Here is an 18,218-nt window from a genome sequence, read left to right on the forward strand (position 1 = left end):
TCTCATGAATCAAGTTCCATATCTGGAGTTTTGCGGCATCAGCAAGGAGTTTCCCGGCGTCAAGGCGCTGCAGAACGTCTCCTTCGCCTGCCAGCAGGGCACGGTACACGCGCTGATGGGAGAGAACGGGGCCGGCAAGTCCACCCTGCTCAAGATCCTGAGCGGTTTTCAGGCGCCCACCCGCGGGGTGGTGAAGCTGGCGGGTCAGGAGAAAGTGTTCCAAAACACGGTCGATGCCCTTGAGAGCGGGATTGCCATCATCTATCAGGAGCTGCACCTGGTCCCTGAAATGAGCGTGGCGGAGAACATCTACCTGGGGCAGTTGCCGACCCGGCGCGGCGTCATCGATCGGGAGAAGCTCTATCAGGATGCAGCCAGGCAGCTGGCGCGCCTCGGGATGGACGTCTCCCCCGAGACGCCGCTCAAGTACCTGTCCCTGGGTCAGTGGCAGATGGTGGAGATCGCCAAGGCCCTGACCCGGGACGCCAGCGTCATCGCCTTCGACGAGCCGACCAGCAGCCTGTCGTCCCGCGAGATTGAGCAGCTATTTCGGGTCATCCGCCAGTTGCGGGACGAGGGCAAGGTCATTCTCTACGTCTCCCACCGCATGGATGAGATCTTCGCCCTGTGCGATGCCATCACGGTGTTCAAGGATGGCCAGTTCGTGCGCACCTTCGCTTCCATGGCCGAGGTGGACCGGGATCTGCTGGTGAAGACCATGGTGGGGCGCGAGCTGACCGACATCTATGGCTACAGCCCAAGGCCGCTCGGCGAGGCGGGCCTCAAGGTGGAGCACCTGATGGGGCCCGGCCTCAAGGCGCCGGTGTCGCTCGAGGTAAAGAGAGGGGAGATCCTCGGCATCTTCGGGCTGGTGGGGGCCGGGCGCAGCGAGCTGATGAAGCTTATCTTCGGCGCCGAGACACCTCGAGGGGGCGAGATAGCGGTGTTTGGCAAACAGGTGGTCATTCAGAGCCCCATCGACGCCATTCGCAGCGGCATCATGCTCTGCACCGAAGACAGGAAGGCGCTCGGCATCATCCCCATCCATTCGGTGCAGGAGAACATCAACATCAGCGCCCGCCGCCACCACGCGTGGGGAGGCTTCTGGATCAACCAGAAGTGGGAGGACGAGAACGCGAGGCTGCGGATCCGCGACATGCGGGTCAAGACCCCGTCTCCCCAGCAGGCCATCATGAACCTCTCCGGCGGCAACCAGCAGAAGGCCATTCTGGGGCGCTGGCTGTCGGAAGACATGAAAGTGATCCTGCTCGATGAACCGACCCGGGGCATCGACGTCGGGGCGAAGAACGAGATTTACAACGTGATTTACGATCTGGCCAAGGTGGGCATCGCCGTGGTGGTGGTCTCGAGCGAGCTGCCGGAGGTGCTGGGCATCGCGGACCGGATCCTGGTCATGCGGGAGGGGGAGATCGCCGGCGAGCTTTCCCACGACGAGGCCAACGAGGTCAAGGCGCTCAATCTGGCCATGCCGGCCCGTTGATCTGCTGACCGCAACGAGATAGCACCCGGAATTTTCAGGAGAAATACCATGACAACAACGACCTCGGTCGGCCAAGCCGCCAACGACACCGCGGCGAGCGGTACCTGCCTGCAACTGACCCGCATCTGGGATCAGTACGGCATGCTGGTGATCTTCGCCATCCTGTTCCTGCTCGCCTGCGTGCTGGTCCCCAACTTCGCCAGCCTGATCAACATGCGGGGGCTCGGGCTTGCCGTCTCCATGTCGGGCATGGTGGCCTGCGGCATGCTGTTCTGCCTCGCCTCCGGCGAGTTCGACATGTCGGTGGGCTCCGTGGTGGCCTGCTCCGGGGTTGCCTGCGCGGTGGGCATCAACGCCACCGAGAGCATCCCCCTCGGCATTCTGGCCGGTCTCTCGGTGGGCCTTGTCTTTGGCCTCATCAACGGCATCGTCGTGGCCAAATTCAAGATCAACGCCCTCATCACCACCCTTGCCACCATGCAGATGGCGCGTGGGGTGGGCTACATCATCTCCGACGGCAAGGCAGTGGGCATCGTGGAGGAGGGCTTCTTCGAGCTTGGCAACTCCGCCCTGTTCGGCATCCCGACGCCCATCTGGCTGACGGCTGACGGCTGTCTGCTTCGTGCTGTTCGGGCTGCTGCTCAACAAGACCACCTTCGGGCGCAATACCCTGGCCATGGGGGGTAACGAGGAGGCGGCACGTTTGGCCGGGGTCAACGTGGTGCGCACCAAGATCATCATCTTCACCATGACCGGGCTCATCGCCTCGCTCGCCGGCATCATCCTCGCATCCCGCATGACCTCGGGTCAGCCCATGACCTCCATCGGCTTCGAGCTGGTGGTGATCTCCGCCTGCGTGCTGGGTGGGGTCTCCATGAAGGGGGGGATCGGCAAGATCTCCTACATCATCGCCGGGGTGCTGATCCTGGGGCTGATGGAGAACGCCATGAACCTGCTCAACATCTCCCCGTTTGCCCAGTACGTGGTGCGTGGCCTCATCCTGCTCGCCGCCGTGCTGTTCGACCGCTACAAGCAGGTGCGCAAAGCCCGTATCTGAGCGATGTGTTTCCTCGTCACCGGGCCGGCCTCGCGTCGGCCCGGTGTTTTCCCCGGCAAGCTGTGAGCCAGTTCAACAATTTCACAACGAACAGCTTGCGAACATAGGGGGTTCCTACGCCGGATCTCTACAATGGCCCATGTCGACTTTTTTACCGAAACCCTGTTTTCCGCCATGTCCTCGATGCAAAAAGAGAAGCCGAAACAACTCAATCCCCTGCTGCCTGGCTACGCCTTCGACGTCTTCCTGGTCTCGGGGATGACTCCCATCGAGCAGGGGAGCGCGCTGGATTTCACCATCGACAGGCCCCACGGCATGAAGGGGTTCATCGTCAATCTGACCATCAAGGGCAAGGGGCAGATCTTTCAGGGGGACAAGGCCTTCACCGTGGAACCCGGCGACCTGCTGCTCTTTCCACCAGCGGCGGTGCACCATTACGGCCGGGCGCCGGATGCCCGGGAGTGGTATCACCGCTGGGTCTATTTCCGGCCGCGGGCCTATTGGACTGACTGGCTCAAGTGGCCCCAGGTGACGGAGCAGGTGGGGCGACTGCAACTGGCGGACAACCAGCTGCTCACCGAATTCGACGCCCTCTTCCTCGACATCGAGGAGACCCACAAGCAGCTGCGGCCCATGTCGGAGCAACTGGCCATGAACCTCTTGGAGCGGTTGCTCATCCGCTGCTACGAGGCATCGTCCCAGAATGCCTATCCCGCCATCGATCACCGGGTCCACGAGGCGTGCCAGATCCTGAGCGAGTCCCTCTCGGCCGAGATCTCGGTGGAAGCGCTGGCGGAGCAGGTATTCTTGTCTCCCTCGCGCCTCGCGCACCTGTTTCGCGAGCAGGTGGGGGTGAGCATAGTGCGCTGGCGCGAGGATCAGCGCATCATGCGGGCCAAGCTGCTGCTGCAGACCACGCCGCTGTCGGTCGCCACCATAGGCCAGCAGGTGGGCTATGACGATCAGCTCTACTTCTCGCGGGTGTTCCGAAAGCGGGTAGGGGTCAGCCCCACCGAGTACCGCAAGTGCGCCACCCCGCTGTGAGCAGAGCCCAGAGATGACAAAGCCCTCATGACGAGGGCTTTTGTTATCCATGAGGGGCGGATGCGCAATCAGCCCTGACGAGCCTTGAACCTGGGATTGCTCTTGCAGATGACGAACAACTTGCCGCGCCGACGCACGATCTGGCAGTCCGGGTGACGCGACTTGGCGGATTTCAGGGAGGCGAGGACTTTCATTGTTTCTCTTTTCCTTTGCTGAAGAACTGACCGAATCGCTGGCCGAAGCGAGCGACCTGACCTTCCTTGCCGACCTGCTTCTGTTTGCCGGTATAGAAGGGGTGGGACGCGCTGGAGACATCCAGCGTCACATAGGGGTAGGTGTTGCCATCTTCCCACTCTCTGGTGCGATCGGTGGCCAGCGTGGAGCCGATCAGAAAGTAGGTATTGCTGGCGAGATCGCGGAACAGAACCTTGCGGTATTCAGGGTGAATATGGGGGCGCATGATTGCCTCTTTTGTTATGTTATAACAAGAGATGGATAATGCGATGGATGAGAATCAATATCAACTGTTTTTTCCATGATGACAGCGATGGGGGAAAATCGGGGCCGTTCGGCTGCACATCGTCAGCGAGAAGGTGTGAGCGGTGAGGGCCTATGTGCAGCCACCATCTTTACTTTTTAAAAATACTGTATAAAAATACAGTAAACTATCATGGAGACGTACCTTATGCGCCTGGAAATCATCATCGACAGAAAACACCAGATCCCCACCTCGACCATGGAGGCCTTGCGCCAGGAGCTGCTCAAGCAACTGGGTGAGCGCTTTCCCGATCTGCATGTGCGGGTGGCACCGGGTAGTGCCATGGCTCTGACGGTCAGTCGCGCCAGCAAGGAAGACAAGGAGCTGGCCGAAGCCATGGTGCAGGAGGTGTGGGAAAACGCCGATAGCTGGATGCCGGAAGAAGAGGCTCTGGAGGCCTGAAGATAAGCTCTCAGCGGCAAACATCGTCGTGATCCACCAGGGCGCGAGGAGGAACCTCCAGTCGGGTGATGATCCCTGTACCGGCTTTGCCGAACCGCTCTTCAAAACACGCAGCCATGGGCTGCGTGTTGCGTTGATGGGGTAAGCGCATGACCATGAAGGCGAAAGGCGAAAGGCGAAAGGCGAAAGGCGAAAGAGTAATGTTTCTGGCTGCGCTCAGAGTCCCGCCCAACGCTTGAGGCTGTCGACTTGCACTCGTTGGGTGGCCTGTGCGATGTCGCCATTGGCACGCAGTGCCTTGAGGGCGGTGGGGAGCGCCGTGCGTACCTCGTCCGCCGTCATGCCCGGTTGCAATGCCGGGTGGTAGGCAAGCTTGAGCAACACGTAATCGAGCCCGGTCAGAAAGCTGTCGATGCTGCTGTCATTGAAGATGGAGGGGAACACCTTGTCCGAGTCGTTGGGCAGCCCCATCACCTGGCTCAGCTCTTCCACCACGCAATCCAGAAAACGGCCCTTTGCCCGGCTGTAATCCACCGGAATGATGATGGTGGCACGGGTGATCTCGTAGCGAGCGTTGGTGGCGAAATTGGCCAGGCAGATCCCCTCCTTGAGGGCGATGCGCACCGACTCGTCCTGGCGCATGGTGCGTGCAGCCCAGCTCGCCATCTGTTTGTGCCGGGTCATGATGAGGGTGAGATTGGGGTTGTCGCTGACAATCTCGATGGGGTGACCGGTGATCCTGCTCAGGTGACGGGTCTGTACCTTGACGACCTCGGCCTGTAGCGGCTTGTCGCCGAATTCGTTGACGAGCTTGAGACGCACGGGGCCCGGCCAGCGGGAGAAGTGCTCCTGTTGTTCATGGCCATACTCCCGTTTCATGGCGATTTCCATGAAGCTCTGGACAAGGTAGTCATCACGTTGCCAGCGTTCGGTGGCCGACAGCGGCAGGGAGAAGAGCCAGAGCATCAGCCCCGGGAGCAACCAGTGCCCATGGCGAACGGGCTGGACAGGTGTGTGCCATGGGCGCATCTTGCCTCCTTGCAAGGGGATCAGCGGGCGGTACGCTCGATATCACGCCAGGTGAGCCAGAGCCTGAGATCGAACTCCAGTTGATGATAGTCCGGTTCCATGTGCTGGCAGAGCTGGTAGAAAGCCTTGTTGTGATCCTTCTCCTTCAGGTGGGCCAGCTCATGCACCACTATCATCTTGAGAAAGGCGGGATGGGCCTCCTTGAACAGGGCGGCGATGCGGATCTCGTTCTTGGCCTTGAGCTTGCTGCCCTGCACCCGGCTGACATAGGTGTGCAGTCCCAGGGCATCCTTGATCACGTTGATCTTGCCGTCGAAGATCACCTTGGAAAGCGGCGCGGAGCTTTTCAGGTAGCGGTTCTTCAGCTCCATGGTATAGGCGAGCAGCGCCTTGTCGCTCTGGACGAGGTGGGTTTGCGGGTAGCGCTTGGCCAGCATCTCGCCGAGTTTGCCCGCCGCAATCAACTGCTGTACCTGAGCCTTGAGTGGCTCCGGATAGCCCCCCAGATAAGTCAGCTCCGCCATGATTCTTCCCTCTGCCGCAAAAAAGAGCGCCATTGTAGTCAGGATGGGGCCCCTTGAACATGGTCGGCCCCCCTCTTTATGACGACAACGAAAAGGGGCCACCACCAGGATGGCCCCTTCTGTGTGCCTGATTAGCGGCGCCGGTACAGGCCCGGGTCCACCTCTTCATACTGGGCTGCCAGATACTGGTAGAAGGCAAGGTGGGAGGGGGAGGTCGGAGTCTTGAGCTCCTGTGCCACCCGCTCCGGTTTGGCGATGATGAATTTGGGTTGTTGGCGCTGGATGTCAGCCAGCACCCGCTCGCGCACATCGTAGGGCGGGTTGACGTTGGCAAAGAACAGATAGGCGGAGGCCGGCTGGCGATCGGTCCAGAGGTAGTATTGCGGCTGGATGCCATCGACCCAGATCTTGTCGGTGGGCGCCGTCTCGGCCAGGATACGATCGACCCTGACCTGGGCGGGGGGATTGAACGGCCTGCCCTTGAGATTGCCTTCCCAGGCGTTGTTGACCAGCAGCGCCAGCATGGCCAGCGAGGCGAGCCAGGGGGTGGCGCTTCGCACGTCCCAGGCGCGCCAGAGCGGGACCAGAATGAGCACGGGCAAGGCCCACAGCAGGCTGTTGCCGAGCACCTCGCGCACCCGCTCCAGAGACCACTCCTTGGTGCTCCAGCCATAGCCGAGCTGCTGGGCCAGCAACCAGCTGGCGGTCAGCACCACCAGGGAGATGCAAAGTAGCCCCAGGGCATCGGATCGCTGCTCGCTTCTGTCCAGCAGGCAGGCGAGCGGCAGCAGGCCAAGCTGCAGATAGAGCACGTCATAGTGATCGAACACATGGCCGGAGACCGAGTTGGCGATCAGGGTGAACAGCACCCCCAGCAGGGTGGCGCACAGCGCGGGGAGATACCACTCCTGGCGGCGCCCGAGCATCAGGACGAGGAAGGCGGGCAGCAGCATGATGAGGCCGGTGCGCAGCAGACCGACGGCGCCTACCTCAGGAGAGAAACCGTTGCCGTAGCTCCCTTCAAAGAAGATGCCGAAGGCGTAGTATTTGAACTCTGCCAGCACGTCGTGGTGCTGGAAGTAGGCATAGAGCGGGCCGCCGACGAGAGCCAGTCCAAGCAGGCTGGAAAAGAGCAGGGCAAAGGCGCAGCGCCACTGCTCGCGCAGGCACCAGTGACAGAAGAGCACCAGATACCAGGCACCCCAGAAGGCGCCGTTGTTGGTGCGCATCCAGGCCACGATGGCGAAGGTGAGTGCGGCGACCAGGGCCGGTCCCCAGCTGAATCGCTTGTTCAGCAGCATGGTGATGAAAGCCCACTGGGCGATGAGGGCCAGATGGAATGTCCAGTCCTCAGTCATGTTGCCGTAGTAGTAGCGAGTGCTGTAGAGCGCCAGCAGGGCCAGCATGCTGCCAAGTCGCGCCCGCACCGAGAGCCCGAGCTGCGAAAAAGCCTGCCAGCTCGCCATGAGGCCCAGCCAGCAGAGCACCCACTCCAGCAGCCAGATCCCGAAGAAGCCACCAAGGCCATAGCCCAGAGCATCGAGGGCGAAGATCATGGGACCCTTGATGTCGATCATGTCCCGATAGAGTACGCCCCCCTCGCTCCACATCTTGCCCATCACCGCAAACAGGGAGGCATCAAATCCCGGGGCCATGCCGTGGAACAGCGGATTGCGCAGACAGAACAGCAGAGCCATCAGGGCGGTGAGCAAGATGACCGACGGCCTGATCCCGGGATTGTGGCGGTGCGGGGTAAAGCGGATGGCATGATTCATGGGTGACCTGTTCCTGCGGGAAAGACTGAAAAAGCGGGCTTATCTTGCCGAGCCGGGCTGCACGATGCAATGGAAGAAGTGTAGGCACCTGAAATAATTCGTAAAAGTATCGTTTTCACGCCTCTGGCTGCATTGGCAGGCCCCATCACAAGACAGGGCAGGCGCAGTCGGGCGTCACAGCCTGAGGTTGCATGGTAGGGGGCCTGCGCCTGGGAGCGGACCAGGATTCCCCTATGCGGGGGAAAGGCGGCACCGACCCGGGATGGGCCGGTGCCAGATTCACTGGCCGTGATACTCCACCAAGGCCGGCAGGGGGCTGAGTTCCGGCAGGTGGCGTGCCCAGCGCAGGAAGGCATCCGCCAGGGTAATGCCGAGCTCCTGATTGTGCTGGGTCAGGGTGCGGGCAAGGGCCGTGTAGCCCTCCTTGCCGGAGGCGGTATAGGCACTGGAGACCCCGCGATAGATGGCATCCGGCTCGACGTGCTGCCACTGACCCGGGCTGGCTTCCCATTCCAGGCGAGTGATCCTCTCCCCTTTGGGCCTGTCGGCCTGATAGCAGAAGCGCACCCCGGCGGTGTAGGGGAAGCTGCCGCTGCCATTGCCCGTCACCCCGTTGTTGGTGGCGTTGTCGATGGCCCCCTCCAGTGCCTCGGCCAGTTCATGGCCGTGCACCCGGTAGAGGGTAAGGGGAATGGCAAAGGGCAGCAGGCGTCCGGCAACGTCTGCTTCGGTCAGGGGGCCGGGCTCGAGGGAGCAGCGTACGCCCCCGGCATTGTGCAGGGCAAAGTCCACCTGACCCACCTGTTCGCGGGCACTGGCCAGCATGGCACTCGCTACCAGGGGGGCGACCTGGCTGCCGGCGGGCAGGCTGTCATCGGGCAGGCGCTGGTGATGGAGCGGATCAGCGAGCCGGGTCACCACGCGCCGGGTCATGGTTTCGAGCTCGGGGCGATAGCGTCTGGCCAGATGCTGCTCGAGCTCGGGGGCCGGTTCGCAGAAGTGCAGCCCCGCAGGAGGCTGGGAAGCAAAGGGCCAGGGATCCCAGGGTAACCACTCCAGCTGGCCGCGGCTTTGGCACACGCGTCCCTGCTCGTCGAAGGTGAGTTCGCACACCCCGAGACAGAGGGCGCTGTGGGCGGCGTGCAGGATGGCCACCCCGTTCACCATGAGGGGATAGCTGCCTTCGCTGTCGAGCCCGAGCGGCGCCAGATCCCCCAGCAGGCTGTGGGTGTGTCCGCCGACGATGAGGCTGAGCTCGGGGAAGCGGGTCGCCAGTCGCTTGTCCTGCGCCAGACCCAGGTGGCTGAGCAGGATAATGTGCTGGATGCCGGCGGACTTGATCTCGCCGAGGGCACGGCTCAAGGTCTCTTCGATACCGTGGAAACGGGTGTGGGGATCGGGGCTCGCGATGGCGGCCATCTGCGGCAGCGTGATGCCGAGCAGGGCGAAGGGCACGTCGTCGATGACGCGCTTGTGCCAGGGGCGGCTTGCGTCAAACAGCTGCGGCAGTCCCTGCAGCCGCAGCGGGGCATCGGCGGGCTCCTGACGGTTGTCGATGTTGGCGGCGAGCACCGGGAAATCGAGCTGGCGCAAAAACTCCACCAGCGGCCCGTTGCCCAGATCGAATTCGTGGTTGCCGATCACCATGGCATCCGGTCGCAAGAGGGCCAGCAGGTCCGCATTGGCCCGCCCTTTGAAGCGATTGAAGTAAAGTGACCCCTGGAAGGTATCGCCGCCATGCAGCAGCAGGCAGGTCTGGCCGGCTGCCTCGGCCTGTTGGCGCAGGGCGGTGAGCCGGGTCAGGATGCGGCCATAGCCGCCGCACTGGGTGCGCCATTCGGACTCGCCATCGGGGGAGAAGCGCATGGGGGCGCCATCGAAATGGGAGTGGCAGTCGCTGAAGTGGGCAAGTTGAACCGTCATACTCAAGGCTCGGTCCTCCTTAGGAAAAAAGAGCACCGAGTCTACTGCATGGGGTGGGGGGGATACCAGCCCGGCGGCAGCCGGGCCGGTAAAGAGTCAGGCGGGAACCATGATCTGGGTGGCGAGGATCACTACCAGCAGGCCGACGGCCACCGGCAGCGAGGTACGTTTGACCACCTCGAACGGAGAGAGATTGCCCATCCCCGCACAGGCGACCACCACCCCGGAGACCGGCGAGATGGTGCGGCCGAGGTTGGATGCCTGCAGCATGGGGATCACCAGATAGGCCGGGTTGACGCCGAGGCTGGTGGCCAAATGGGGGATGAGCTCCACGAAGGCGTAGAAGGGGGCGTTGCCGGAACCCGTGGTGAAGGCCGCCAGGGTGGTGATGACCACCAGCACCAGCATGATGACGATGCCGCCGGTACCGAAGCTCTGGGCCAGATCAAGGAGGTTGGCGATGAAACCAAGCCCCATCAGACCCTGGGCAAAGACCCCGGCACCCACCAGCAGCATCACCACGCCGGCGAAGGCGTCGGCCATGTTGCGCCAGCACACCTGCAGTCCGTCCAGCAGCTCGCGGCCGTTGCGCTTGCGCACCAGCTCCAGCAGGGCGGCCAGCACCAGGCAGATGACGATGATGGTGACGATGTCGAGCTTGGGCCCCAGTTTGCCGTCAAACAGCAGCACACCGATGATGGGGGTGAAGGGCAGGATGGCGTAGAAGCCGGGGGCGTCGGTGACGAGATCGCTCGGGGCGACCGCGGCGTTGTGCTCCCCGGCCTTCTGATCCAGATAACGCTGCCAGAAGAAGTGGGTCACCGCCATGGCGGCGATGGCCACCAGGGAAATGGGCAGGGTCAGCTTGAAGGCAAACTCGATGAGCTCCATGTTCGCGGCCTGGGCGGCCATCACCACGTCCCCCGAGGTGGGGGAGAGGATGATGGCGGCCGGCGAGGCGCACACCGCCGCTGCCGCGCCACGGGAGATCCCCATGTTGACCATCAGCGGGAAGAGGGTGGCCATCAGCAGAACCCCGAGGCCGGTCGCGGAGCTCACCGCCAGCGACATGGCGCAGGCGACCAGATAGGCGGCCACCAGCAGGATGTAGGGGGACTTGATGACACCGAGGGGCTTGCTCGCGAGCTTCACCAGTATGGTGTTGGCGCCGATGTGGCTCATGTAGCCAGCAAAGCCGCACAGCACCATGATGAGCATGCCGAGGCCACCCCCCCTGTCGACCAGCAGGAAGCGCACGTATTCGAAGATGTCGGTGGCCATGTGGCCGGTGGAGGGGACGCTCGCCGGCAGCACCGCCTTGCCCATCAGGGCGGTGATCGCCAGCAGCAGCAGGCCGCCGCTGAGCAGTACCCCGGTGGCGGAGTAGCCCTTGAAGATGTAGCGACCCACGGCCAGGGTGACTAGGGTGCCGATCAGGAGTTCTATCATAAAACCTTCCCAAGAGTTGAAGTGAGGGGGTGGCCTGCCAGGGCTCACCAGAGGGTTGCGCTGGACTAACCGACATTGGCCAACAAAAACACTGCGGATATTACCCACTAAGGAGTATTTCACCATCCATTCGATGGCAGCTTGTGATCTCGACTGCAAATCCCCGCCTGAGCCGGGGTGATGACTCGCACGTTTGCAGTAACCGGGTGCCAAGAGCGGATGACAGGGGGCTGGATCAGGGGTAATCTCCCTATCGGGTTATTAATTCATTGATTATTAATTGAAATTAAGCCGGGACTCACAAGGAGCAAAGCCGCGGACAGATGGGACTCTTCAGCAAGACAGGGGTGACGGTGGCCCTCATTTATGCCGCCTCAATCGGTGCTGTACCTTCCCACTATGCCGGTGTGAAGGTCGCCCCCGATATCAAGGTCGACTTCCAGTTCTATCGGGTCTCCGGGGCCGATGTGGGGGCCGTGATGCGCCAGATCACCGCCTTGTCGCCCACCCAGGCGGACGGGCACATCGGCAAGGCCAGCTATCAGCTCTCCTGGCAGTTGCAGACGAAGGCGACGGCGACACGCTGCGAGCTGGAGCAGGCCAGCGTTCGTGCCCGCATCCAGGTCAGGGTGCCCAACTGGATGGACAAGGCCCGTGCGCCCGCGAAGGAGCGCCAGAAATGGGACAAGCTGGTGGCCGCCATGTTTGACTACGAGAGCCGTCACAAGGATATTCTGCTGGAGAGCGTGAGCCAGCTTGGCACGCGCCTCGCCCAGTTGCCGGTGACCCGGGATTGCCCAACCCTGGAGCATCAGGGCTGGCAGGCAGGGCAGGCGGTGCTGGAGGCAACCCGGGCGCGGTTCGACACCCTGGCCAGCCAGACCGATCAGGGGCGCAAGCTGGGGGTCGTCTGGCCCAGGGCTGGCTGATAACACGTGTACAGGCCCATGGCCACTCATGGGAAACATAAAAAAACGGGCTGATTGAGCCCGTTTTTTTGTTGGTGCGCCAATGGGGTGGAGGCGGGCAGCCCCGGCTCCTGGGTGGCTAGTCGCGCAGCGGTTTGCCCCTGCGCAGTCTTCGCACCCAGTAGCGGGCGGGGTGGAGCGCCTCCAGCAGATCGGCGGCCAGCGGCAGGGGATCGCCGCAGATCTCGCTGGCGACCAGCTCGCCGCACAGGGGCGCCGAGCACAGACCCCGGGAGCCGAGCGCCCCCAGCACGTAGAGGCCGGCGTGCAGGGGCAGCGCGCTCTGCTGATCCGCGGGGGCGTTGACGTCATGATCCACCAGCGCCGCCAACCGGACGACGGGTCCGGCGACCGGCAGGTGATCCCGGCTGGCGCAGCGCACCCCCACCCGCGCCTGGTTGCCGCTCACATCCACCTCGGCAGGCCAGCGCTGATGGGGCACACAGGCTTGCAGCCGCGCCCTGTTCTGCTCCTGCTCGTCGGCGCGGTAGGCAAGATCGGTCTGGTTGCGGCCATAGCTGGCCCCGATGCAGTGCGCACCGTTGTGGGCCGGGGTGAGGTAGCCGTCGTAGCAGAGCACGGTCTTGAGCTGGCTCAAGCCAGCCGTGGTTGGCACATGGCTCACCTGGCCGCGCACCGGGTAGAGGGGTAGCTCGGCAAAGGGGAGAAGGGCTGGCAACTGATGCCCGGCTGCCACCACCAGATTGGGGGCACGCCACTGGCGGCCATCCCGGCTCTCCAGGTGCCAGCCATCGGCCTCTTCGGCAATACGCGTTACAGCGGCATTGAACACCACTTCCAGCCGCCCGCTGGCCTGCGCCTCCCTGATGGCGGCGCGGGTGAGATCCGCCGGACAGAGCCAGCCCCCCAGGGGATAGCTCACACCATCCGCATCGCAGGGCAGGCCGACCACCTGCTCAACCTCCGCTGCCGAGAGTGGGTGCATCAGCTCGGGGGGGAAGGGGCCCTGGCTCATCTTGGCAAGCTTGGCGGCGGATTTGTCGTCGTAGCCGAGTTGCGTGACGCCACACAGGGAAAAGGCGACGGGGTGGTGCTTTGCCAGGGCCAGCAGCCGGTTTCTGGCAAAGCCGAAGGCCAGCGAATAGAAGCGCGACAGGGCATCGTGCTCGCCGTTGAGCAGGGGGTAGAGCGCCCCCTGCCGATTGCCGGAGGCGCCGCTGGCCGGTTCGCCATCTTCGCACAGCAAGGTGACGTGCCGACCCCGCTCCACCAGAGAGAGCGCCGTCATGGCGGAAGCGATGCCACCACCGATGATGAGCACCTCTCCCTCCCGCCCTGCGGGGCGGGCATACCAGGGTGCGATGCTCTGCTGCGGCACTTTGCCTTCCCGAACACCCGCCAGCATCTCCCGCTTGCTGCCGTGGCCCTTCACCTTCTTCATGGCAAAGCCGGCGGCAATCAGCCCCCGTCGCACGAAACCGGCGCAGGTAAAGGTCGAGAGGGTGGCATCGGGGCGGGCGAGGCGAGCGAGATCGTCGAAGAGATCCTGGGTCCACATCTCTGGGTTCTTGGCAGGGGAGAAACCGTCCAGATACCAGGCGTCCACCAGACCGGTTGCCGGATGGGGCACCTGGGGCAGCATCTCCTTGATGTCGCCAAACCAGAGGTCGAGGCGGATGCGGCCATCGGCAAAGAGCAGGCGATGGCAGCCGGAGACCGGCAACGGCCACTGGTCGATGAGAGGCTGGCTCAAGGGGGCAAGCTCGGGCCAGGCGGCCAGGGCCTTGCGCAGATCGGCCTGGGTAAGAGGGTATTTCTCGACGCTGATGAAGTGCAGCCGGGATCCGTTGCCGGACAGGGGGGCCTGTTCCAGAAAGGCGGCCATTGTGGCCAGAAAGTTAAGTCCTGTACCGAAACCTGTTTCACCAATCACGAAACTGTCACTATCGTGGTGCGAAAATCGCTCTGGCAGTCGATTTTGCTGCAAAAAGACGTAGCGGGTTTCACTTAGACCGTTATCATTGGAAAAGTACACATCCCCGAACTCACTGGAGACTGGAGTTCCCGCTTCGTTCCAGTCCAATCGGGCATGATGTAAGGATGTTTGACTCACGTTTTCCTCGGCTCGCGTCACAAAATCGCGGGCATTCTACGTGAAAGCAGACCAGTTTGGCAGCCGAAAGCGGGTAGACTCGGTGCCAGTTTTTCCAGACGAGATGAATTAATGAGAAGAGCAGTGATCACCGGTATCGGCGTCATCTCCAGTATCGGCAACAACAAGGAAGAGGTGCTGGCCTCCCTGAAAGCAGGCAAATCCGGCATCACCTATTCCGAGCAGTTCGAGCAGTACAACCTGCGCAGCCGTGTCTGGGGTAACATCAAACTCGATCCGTCTGAACTGATCGACCGTAAAGTCATGCGTTTCATGGGTGACGCCGCGGCCTACGCCTACCTCTCCATGCAGCAGGCCATCGAAGATGCCGGCCTGCCGGAAGAGATGGTCTCCAACGAGCGTACCGGCATCGTGACCGGTTCCGGCGGCGCCTCCGGCAAGAACACCTCCGAATCTGCCGATATCGCCCGTGAAAAGGGCGTCAAGCGGGTGGGTCCCTACATGGTGCCACGTACCATGTCTTCCACCACCTCCGCCTGTCTTGCCACCCCGTTCAAGATAAAAGGTGTCAACTACACCATCAGCTCCGCCTGTGCGACCTCTGCACACTGCATCGGTCATGCCTTGGAACTGATCCAGCTTGGCAAGCAGGACATCATCTTTGCCGGTGGCGGCGAGGAGCTGGACTGGTCTTCCACCATCCAGTTCGACGCCATGGGCGCGCTCTCCACCAAGTACAACGACAACCCGGAAAAAGCGTCCCGCACCTATGATGCGGACCGCGACGGCTTCGTCATCTCCGGTGGCGGCGGCATCCTGGTGGTCGAGGAGCTGGAACACGCCCTGGCCCGTGGTGCCCACATCTACGCCGAAATCACCGGTTACGGTGCGACCTCCGACGGCTACGACATGGTGGCCCCGAGTGGTGAAGGCGCCGTGCGTTGCATGAAGATGGCGATGCAGGGTGTCGACAAGGTGGACTACATCAACACTCACGGTACCTCTACTCCGGTTGGTGACACCAAGGAGCTGGAAGCCATTCAGACCCTGTTTGGCAGCAATGCACCCAAGCTCTCCGCCACCAAGGCGATGACCGGTCATGCCCTGGGCGCCGCCGGCGTGCACGAGGCCGTCTACTCCCTGCTGATGATGGAACACGGCTTCATCGCCCCCAGCATCAACATCGAGAACCTGGACGAGAAGGCCGTGGGCCTGCCCATCGTACGCGAGTACGAAACCGCGGATCTCAATACCGTCATGTCCAACAGCTTCGGCTTCGGCGGTACCAACGCCTCTCTGGTGTTCAGCAAGTTCAAGGCTTGATCTCCCTGTGGGGAGCGCAACGCGAAATAGAAAAAGGCGCCGAAAGGCGCCTTTTTTATTGAACTCTTTTTATTGAATTCTTTTTATTGAACTCTGCTGATGGTTCCCGGTTCTGGACCGCTGTCTGCCAAGGGCAACCGCATATAGACAGCCCCGTCACCATACTCCACCAGCGATTTGCCGGTGTCGGCGGGCACAAACCCCTGCTTGCGCCAGAAGGCGGGGGCATCCTGAACCGCCACCAGGCCTGCATGGCGATATCCTGCATGGCTCGCGAAAGCGAGCGCCCTTGCCAGCAGCCGCTGTCCGACACCCAGGCCGCGTGCCTTGCTCGAGACAGCGAGATCGTGCAGATAGAACTCGTCGTGGCCGGCCAGCGCCTTCATCGGCACCGAGAGGGGCGGGGGCTGGTGGGCACGCCAGGGGTGGCAGAGCAGGTAACCCAGCACTTTGCCCTGACGCTCGGCCACCCAGCAGGAGGCGGGGGCCAGCTGGGTCTTGCTCTGCATCACCTCGAGGGACTCGGGTTCAAACTGGTGATAACACTCGTGCTGGATGGCCATGATGGCGGGCCAGTCTGGCGTGCGGATGGTGCGGATCGTGATCATGATGCGGGTCGGGTCCGTACTCAAACCGTGGCAAAAAGGGGTGACAGCATACCCCAGAGAGCACACAAACGAAACCGGGTCACCTGTCAGCGACTCGTCAGCGAACCGGTTCCTTGCTCACGATCTTGACCAGCTGGTAGCGCAAGGAAGGGGCATCGGCCGGCACATCGGCAAGTTGCTCCCTGGTCACTTCCAGCTGGTAGCGGTAGCCCGGCTCGAAGGTGAAGCCTTCGATCTGCTGATAGAAGAGGCTCCAGCTCTCGCCCGGCTGACTGCGTACCTGCATGCACTTCATGGGGGCGACACCGACGCAGTCTGCCAGCTTGTCCTGGATATAGAGGGTTTCGGTGGTCGGGGCGCTCTGGCAGGCGCTGAGCAGGAGGGCGGAGCTGAGGAGCAGGGGAGATTTCATGATGAATGTCCTTGGCGTAAAAGGGCGCGATTAAACCTGCAAAAGAAAAGGCGGTCAATGACCGCCTTTGTAACAAACCATGACAGATCGGGCTCAGCGCTGGTCGAGGGGCACGAATTCGCGCAGGGGCTGACCGGTGTAAAGCTGACGGGGACGGCCGATCTTCTGATCCGGGTCCGAGTGCATCTCGTTCCAGTGGGCAATCCAGCCGATGGTGCGGGAAATGGCGAAGATCACGGTGAACATGGACATGGGGATGCCGATGGCCTTCATGATGATGCCGGAGTAGAAGTCCACGTTCGGGTAGAGCTTCTTCTCGATGAAGTAGGGGTCGGACAGCGCGATGCGCTCCAGCTCCATGGCCACGTCCAGCAGCGGATCCTTGATCTGCAGCTCGGTCAGTACCTCGTGGCAGGTTTCACGCATCACGGTGGCACGGGGATCGTGGTTCTTGTAGACCCGGTGACCGAAGCCCATCAGACGGAACGGATCGTTCTTGTCCTTGGCGCGGCCGATGTACTCGGGGATGCGATCCACGGAGCCAATCTCTTCGAGCATCTTGAGGCAGGCTTCGTTGGCACCACCGTGGGCCGGGCCCCACAGGGAGGCGATCCCCGCGGCGATACAGGCAAACGGGTTGGCACCGGAAGAACCGGCCAGACGCACGGTGGAGGTGGAGGCGTTTTGCTCATGGTCCGCATGCAGGGTGAAAATGCGGTCCATGGCGCGCTCGACGATGGGGTTGACCTTGTACTCTTCGGTCGGCACGCCAAACATCATGTGCAGGAAGTTGCCTGCATAGGAGAGGGCGTTGCGCGGCTGCATGAAGGGCTGACCGATGGAGTACTTGTAACACATGGCGGCCAGGGTCGGCATCTTGGAGAGCAGACGGAAGGCACAGATCTCGCGATGCTCCTCGTTGTTGATGTCGAGGGCGTCGTGATAGAAAGCGGACAGCGCGCTGACCACGCCGCACATGACGGCCATGGGGTGGGCGTCGCGGCGGAAGCCGCGGAAGAAGAAGGCGATCTGCTCGTGCACCATGGTGTGGCGGGTGACCAGACGTTCAAATTCCGCATATTGGGTCTTGGTGGGGGCCTCGCCGTACAGCAGGATGTAGCAGACTTCGAGGTAGCTGGCCTGGGTGGCCAACTGGGCGATGGGGTAACCGCGGTGCAGCAAGACACCCTGGTCGCCATCGATGTAGGTGATAGATGATTTGCAAGAACCGGTGGCCATGAAACCGGGGTCGAAGGTGAAATATCCTTGCGTGCCCAGCTTTCTGACATCGATCACATCGGGTCCAACGGTACCGGAGAGGATCGGCAATTCAACCGGCTCTTTTCCGGGCAGATGTAGGGTGGCTATCTTATCAGCCATAGCACGTCTCCTTTGCTCTTTTATAATTTGGTTCCAGCCCTACTTTATTACGACTGTTATGACGCTGGCAAAGGTTCTTACCCGTACCACGGCGGCTGGAGCGCCTTATTTGAACCAGAGAACCATGTCTTTGTCAATTTTGCTGGATGATCATTAATGACTTGTTAAAGCTGTTGTGAGATCTGGTTTACGGTTTTGGATTTTCTGTGTA

At 62.1% G+C, this 18,218-nt stretch carries 18 protein-coding genes; 7 read left to right on the forward strand and 11 right to left on the reverse strand.

The annotated features are described in order from the left end of the window. The first annotated feature begins 4 nt into the window (after positions 1 to 4). The 4 genes from araG to araC all read left to right on the forward strand — a co-directional run bounded on the left by araG (position 5) and on the right by araC (position 3,602). Positions 5 to 1,501, forward strand: a complete 1,497-nt coding sequence (gene araG, locus PG896_RS11480; protein WP_201956142.1) for an L-arabinose ABC transporter ATP-binding protein AraG — start codon at positions 5 to 7, stop codon at positions 1,499 to 1,501. A gap of 48 nt (positions 1,502 to 1,549) precedes the next feature. After that, positions 1,550 to 2,188: an ABC transporter permease subunit gene (locus tag PG896_RS11485; protein ID WP_270835734.1), complete on the forward strand. Its 639-nt coding sequence runs from the start codon at positions 1,550 to 1,552 to the stop codon at positions 2,186 to 2,188. Further along, positions 2,124 to 2,558, forward strand: a complete 435-nt coding sequence (locus PG896_RS11490; protein WP_270835735.1) for an ABC transporter permease subunit — start codon at positions 2,124 to 2,126, stop codon at positions 2,556 to 2,558. The genes PG896_RS11485 and PG896_RS11490 overlap by 65 nt, the downstream gene beginning before the upstream one ends. A 132-nt stretch (positions 2,559 to 2,690) precedes the next feature. Then, positions 2,691 to 3,602 (forward strand): arabinose operon transcriptional regulator AraC, encoded by a 912-nt coding sequence (gene araC, locus PG896_RS11495; RefSeq protein ID WP_010674478.1) that lies wholly within the window; start codon positions 2,691 to 2,693, stop codon positions 3,600 to 3,602. Positions 3,603 to 3,670: 68 nt separating this feature from the next. Here the strand turns inward: araC and ykgO are convergent, their stop codons facing one another. After that, entirely contained in the window at positions 3,671 to 3,796 is a 126-nt protein-coding gene (gene ykgO, locus PG896_RS11500) for a type B 50S ribosomal protein L36 (protein ID WP_010674479.1), read from the reverse strand. After that, the gene (locus tag PG896_RS11505) at positions 3,793 to 4,062 is read right to left on the reverse strand and encodes a type B 50S ribosomal protein L31 (protein ID WP_010674480.1); all 270 of its coding nucleotides are present in this window, start codon (positions 4,060 to 4,062) and stop codon (positions 3,793 to 3,795) included. Before PG896_RS11505 ends, ykgO begins: the two co-directional genes overlap by 4 nt. Before the next feature lie 225 nt (positions 4,063 to 4,287). Between PG896_RS11505 and PG896_RS11510 the strand changes: the two genes are divergently transcribed. Next, a complete protein-coding gene (locus tag PG896_RS11510) occupies positions 4,288 to 4,542 on the forward strand; it encodes a DinI family protein (RefSeq protein ID WP_010674481.1) in 255 nt (84 codons plus the stop codon). Between the two features lie 216 nt (positions 4,543 to 4,758). On the opposite strand, the gene PG896_RS11515 is transcribed toward PG896_RS11510, so the two are convergent. From PG896_RS11515 to dcuC, 5 genes are all read right to left on the reverse strand, one after another. Then, positions 4,759 to 5,508 (reverse strand): DUF2927 domain-containing protein, encoded by a 750-nt coding sequence (locus PG896_RS11515; RefSeq protein WP_010674482.1) that lies wholly within the window; start codon positions 5,506 to 5,508, stop codon positions 4,759 to 4,761. 83 nt (positions 5,509 to 5,591) lie between these two features. Then, entirely contained in the window at positions 5,592 to 6,095 is a 504-nt protein-coding gene (locus tag PG896_RS11520) for a M48 family metallopeptidase (RefSeq protein WP_010674483.1), read from the reverse strand. 131 nt (positions 6,096 to 6,226) lie between these two features. Next, positions 6,227 to 7,870: a hypothetical protein gene (locus tag PG896_RS11525; RefSeq protein ID WP_270835736.1), complete on the reverse strand. Its 1,644-nt coding sequence runs from the start codon at positions 7,868 to 7,870 to the stop codon at positions 6,227 to 6,229. A gap of 279 nt (positions 7,871 to 8,149) precedes the next feature. Then, positions 8,150 to 9,799, reverse strand: a complete 1,650-nt coding sequence (locus PG896_RS11530) for a bifunctional metallophosphatase/5'-nucleotidase (protein ID WP_270835737.1) — start codon at positions 9,797 to 9,799, stop codon at positions 8,150 to 8,152. A 90-nt stretch (positions 9,800 to 9,889) separates the two neighbouring features. Beyond that, positions 9,890 to 11,242, reverse strand: a complete 1,353-nt coding sequence (dcuC, locus tag PG896_RS11535; protein WP_010674486.1) for an anaerobic C4-dicarboxylate transporter DcuC — start codon at positions 11,240 to 11,242, stop codon at positions 9,890 to 9,892. A 323-nt stretch (positions 11,243 to 11,565) separates the two neighbouring features. Between dcuC and PG896_RS11540 the strand changes: the two genes are divergently transcribed. After that, a complete protein-coding gene (locus PG896_RS11540; protein WP_045524720.1) occupies positions 11,566 to 12,171 on the forward strand; it encodes a DUF922 domain-containing protein in 606 nt (201 codons plus the stop codon). 118 nt (positions 12,172 to 12,289) lie between these two features. Here PG896_RS11540 and mnmC read toward each other — a convergent pair whose 3' ends face one another. Then, the gene (gene mnmC, locus PG896_RS11545; RefSeq protein ID WP_270835738.1) at positions 12,290 to 14,305 is read right to left on the reverse strand and encodes a bifunctional tRNA (5-methylaminomethyl-2-thiouridine)(34)-methyltransferase MnmD/FAD-dependent 5-carboxymethylaminomethyl-2-thiouridine(34) oxidoreductase MnmC; all 2,016 of its coding nucleotides are present in this window, start codon (positions 14,303 to 14,305) and stop codon (positions 12,290 to 12,292) included. A 90-nt stretch (positions 14,306 to 14,395) separates the two neighbouring features. Here mnmC and fabB point away from each other — a divergent pair, with 90 nt between their 5' ends. Beyond that, positions 14,396 to 15,607, forward strand: coding sequence for a beta-ketoacyl-ACP synthase I (fabB, locus tag PG896_RS11550; protein WP_161470007.1), 1,212 nt, complete (start codon positions 14,396 to 14,398; stop codon positions 15,605 to 15,607). 83 nt (positions 15,608 to 15,690) lie between these two features. Here the strand turns inward: fabB and PG896_RS11555 are convergent, their stop codons facing one another. The 3 genes from PG896_RS11555 to PG896_RS11565 form a co-directional block, all read right to left on the reverse strand. Continuing rightward, complete coding sequence (locus PG896_RS11555) at positions 15,691 to 16,215, reverse strand: GNAT family N-acetyltransferase (protein ID WP_161470006.1); 525 nt, start codon at positions 16,213 to 16,215, stop codon at positions 15,691 to 15,693. Between the two features lie 97 nt (positions 16,216 to 16,312). Continuing rightward, a complete protein-coding gene (locus PG896_RS11560; RefSeq protein ID WP_045524724.1) occupies positions 16,313 to 16,627 on the reverse strand; it encodes a DUF4377 domain-containing protein in 315 nt (104 codons plus the stop codon). A gap of 93 nt (positions 16,628 to 16,720) precedes the next feature. Then, positions 16,721 to 18,007 (reverse strand): citrate synthase, encoded by a 1,287-nt coding sequence (locus PG896_RS11565; RefSeq protein WP_010674492.1) that lies wholly within the window; start codon positions 18,005 to 18,007, stop codon positions 16,721 to 16,723. Positions 18,008 to 18,218 lie beyond the last annotated feature (211 nt).

The organism is Aeromonas sp. QDB30 (genome assembly GCF_027707645.1).
Classification (GTDB): Bacteria; Pseudomonadota; Gammaproteobacteria; order Enterobacterales; family Aeromonadaceae; genus Aeromonas; species Aeromonas caviae.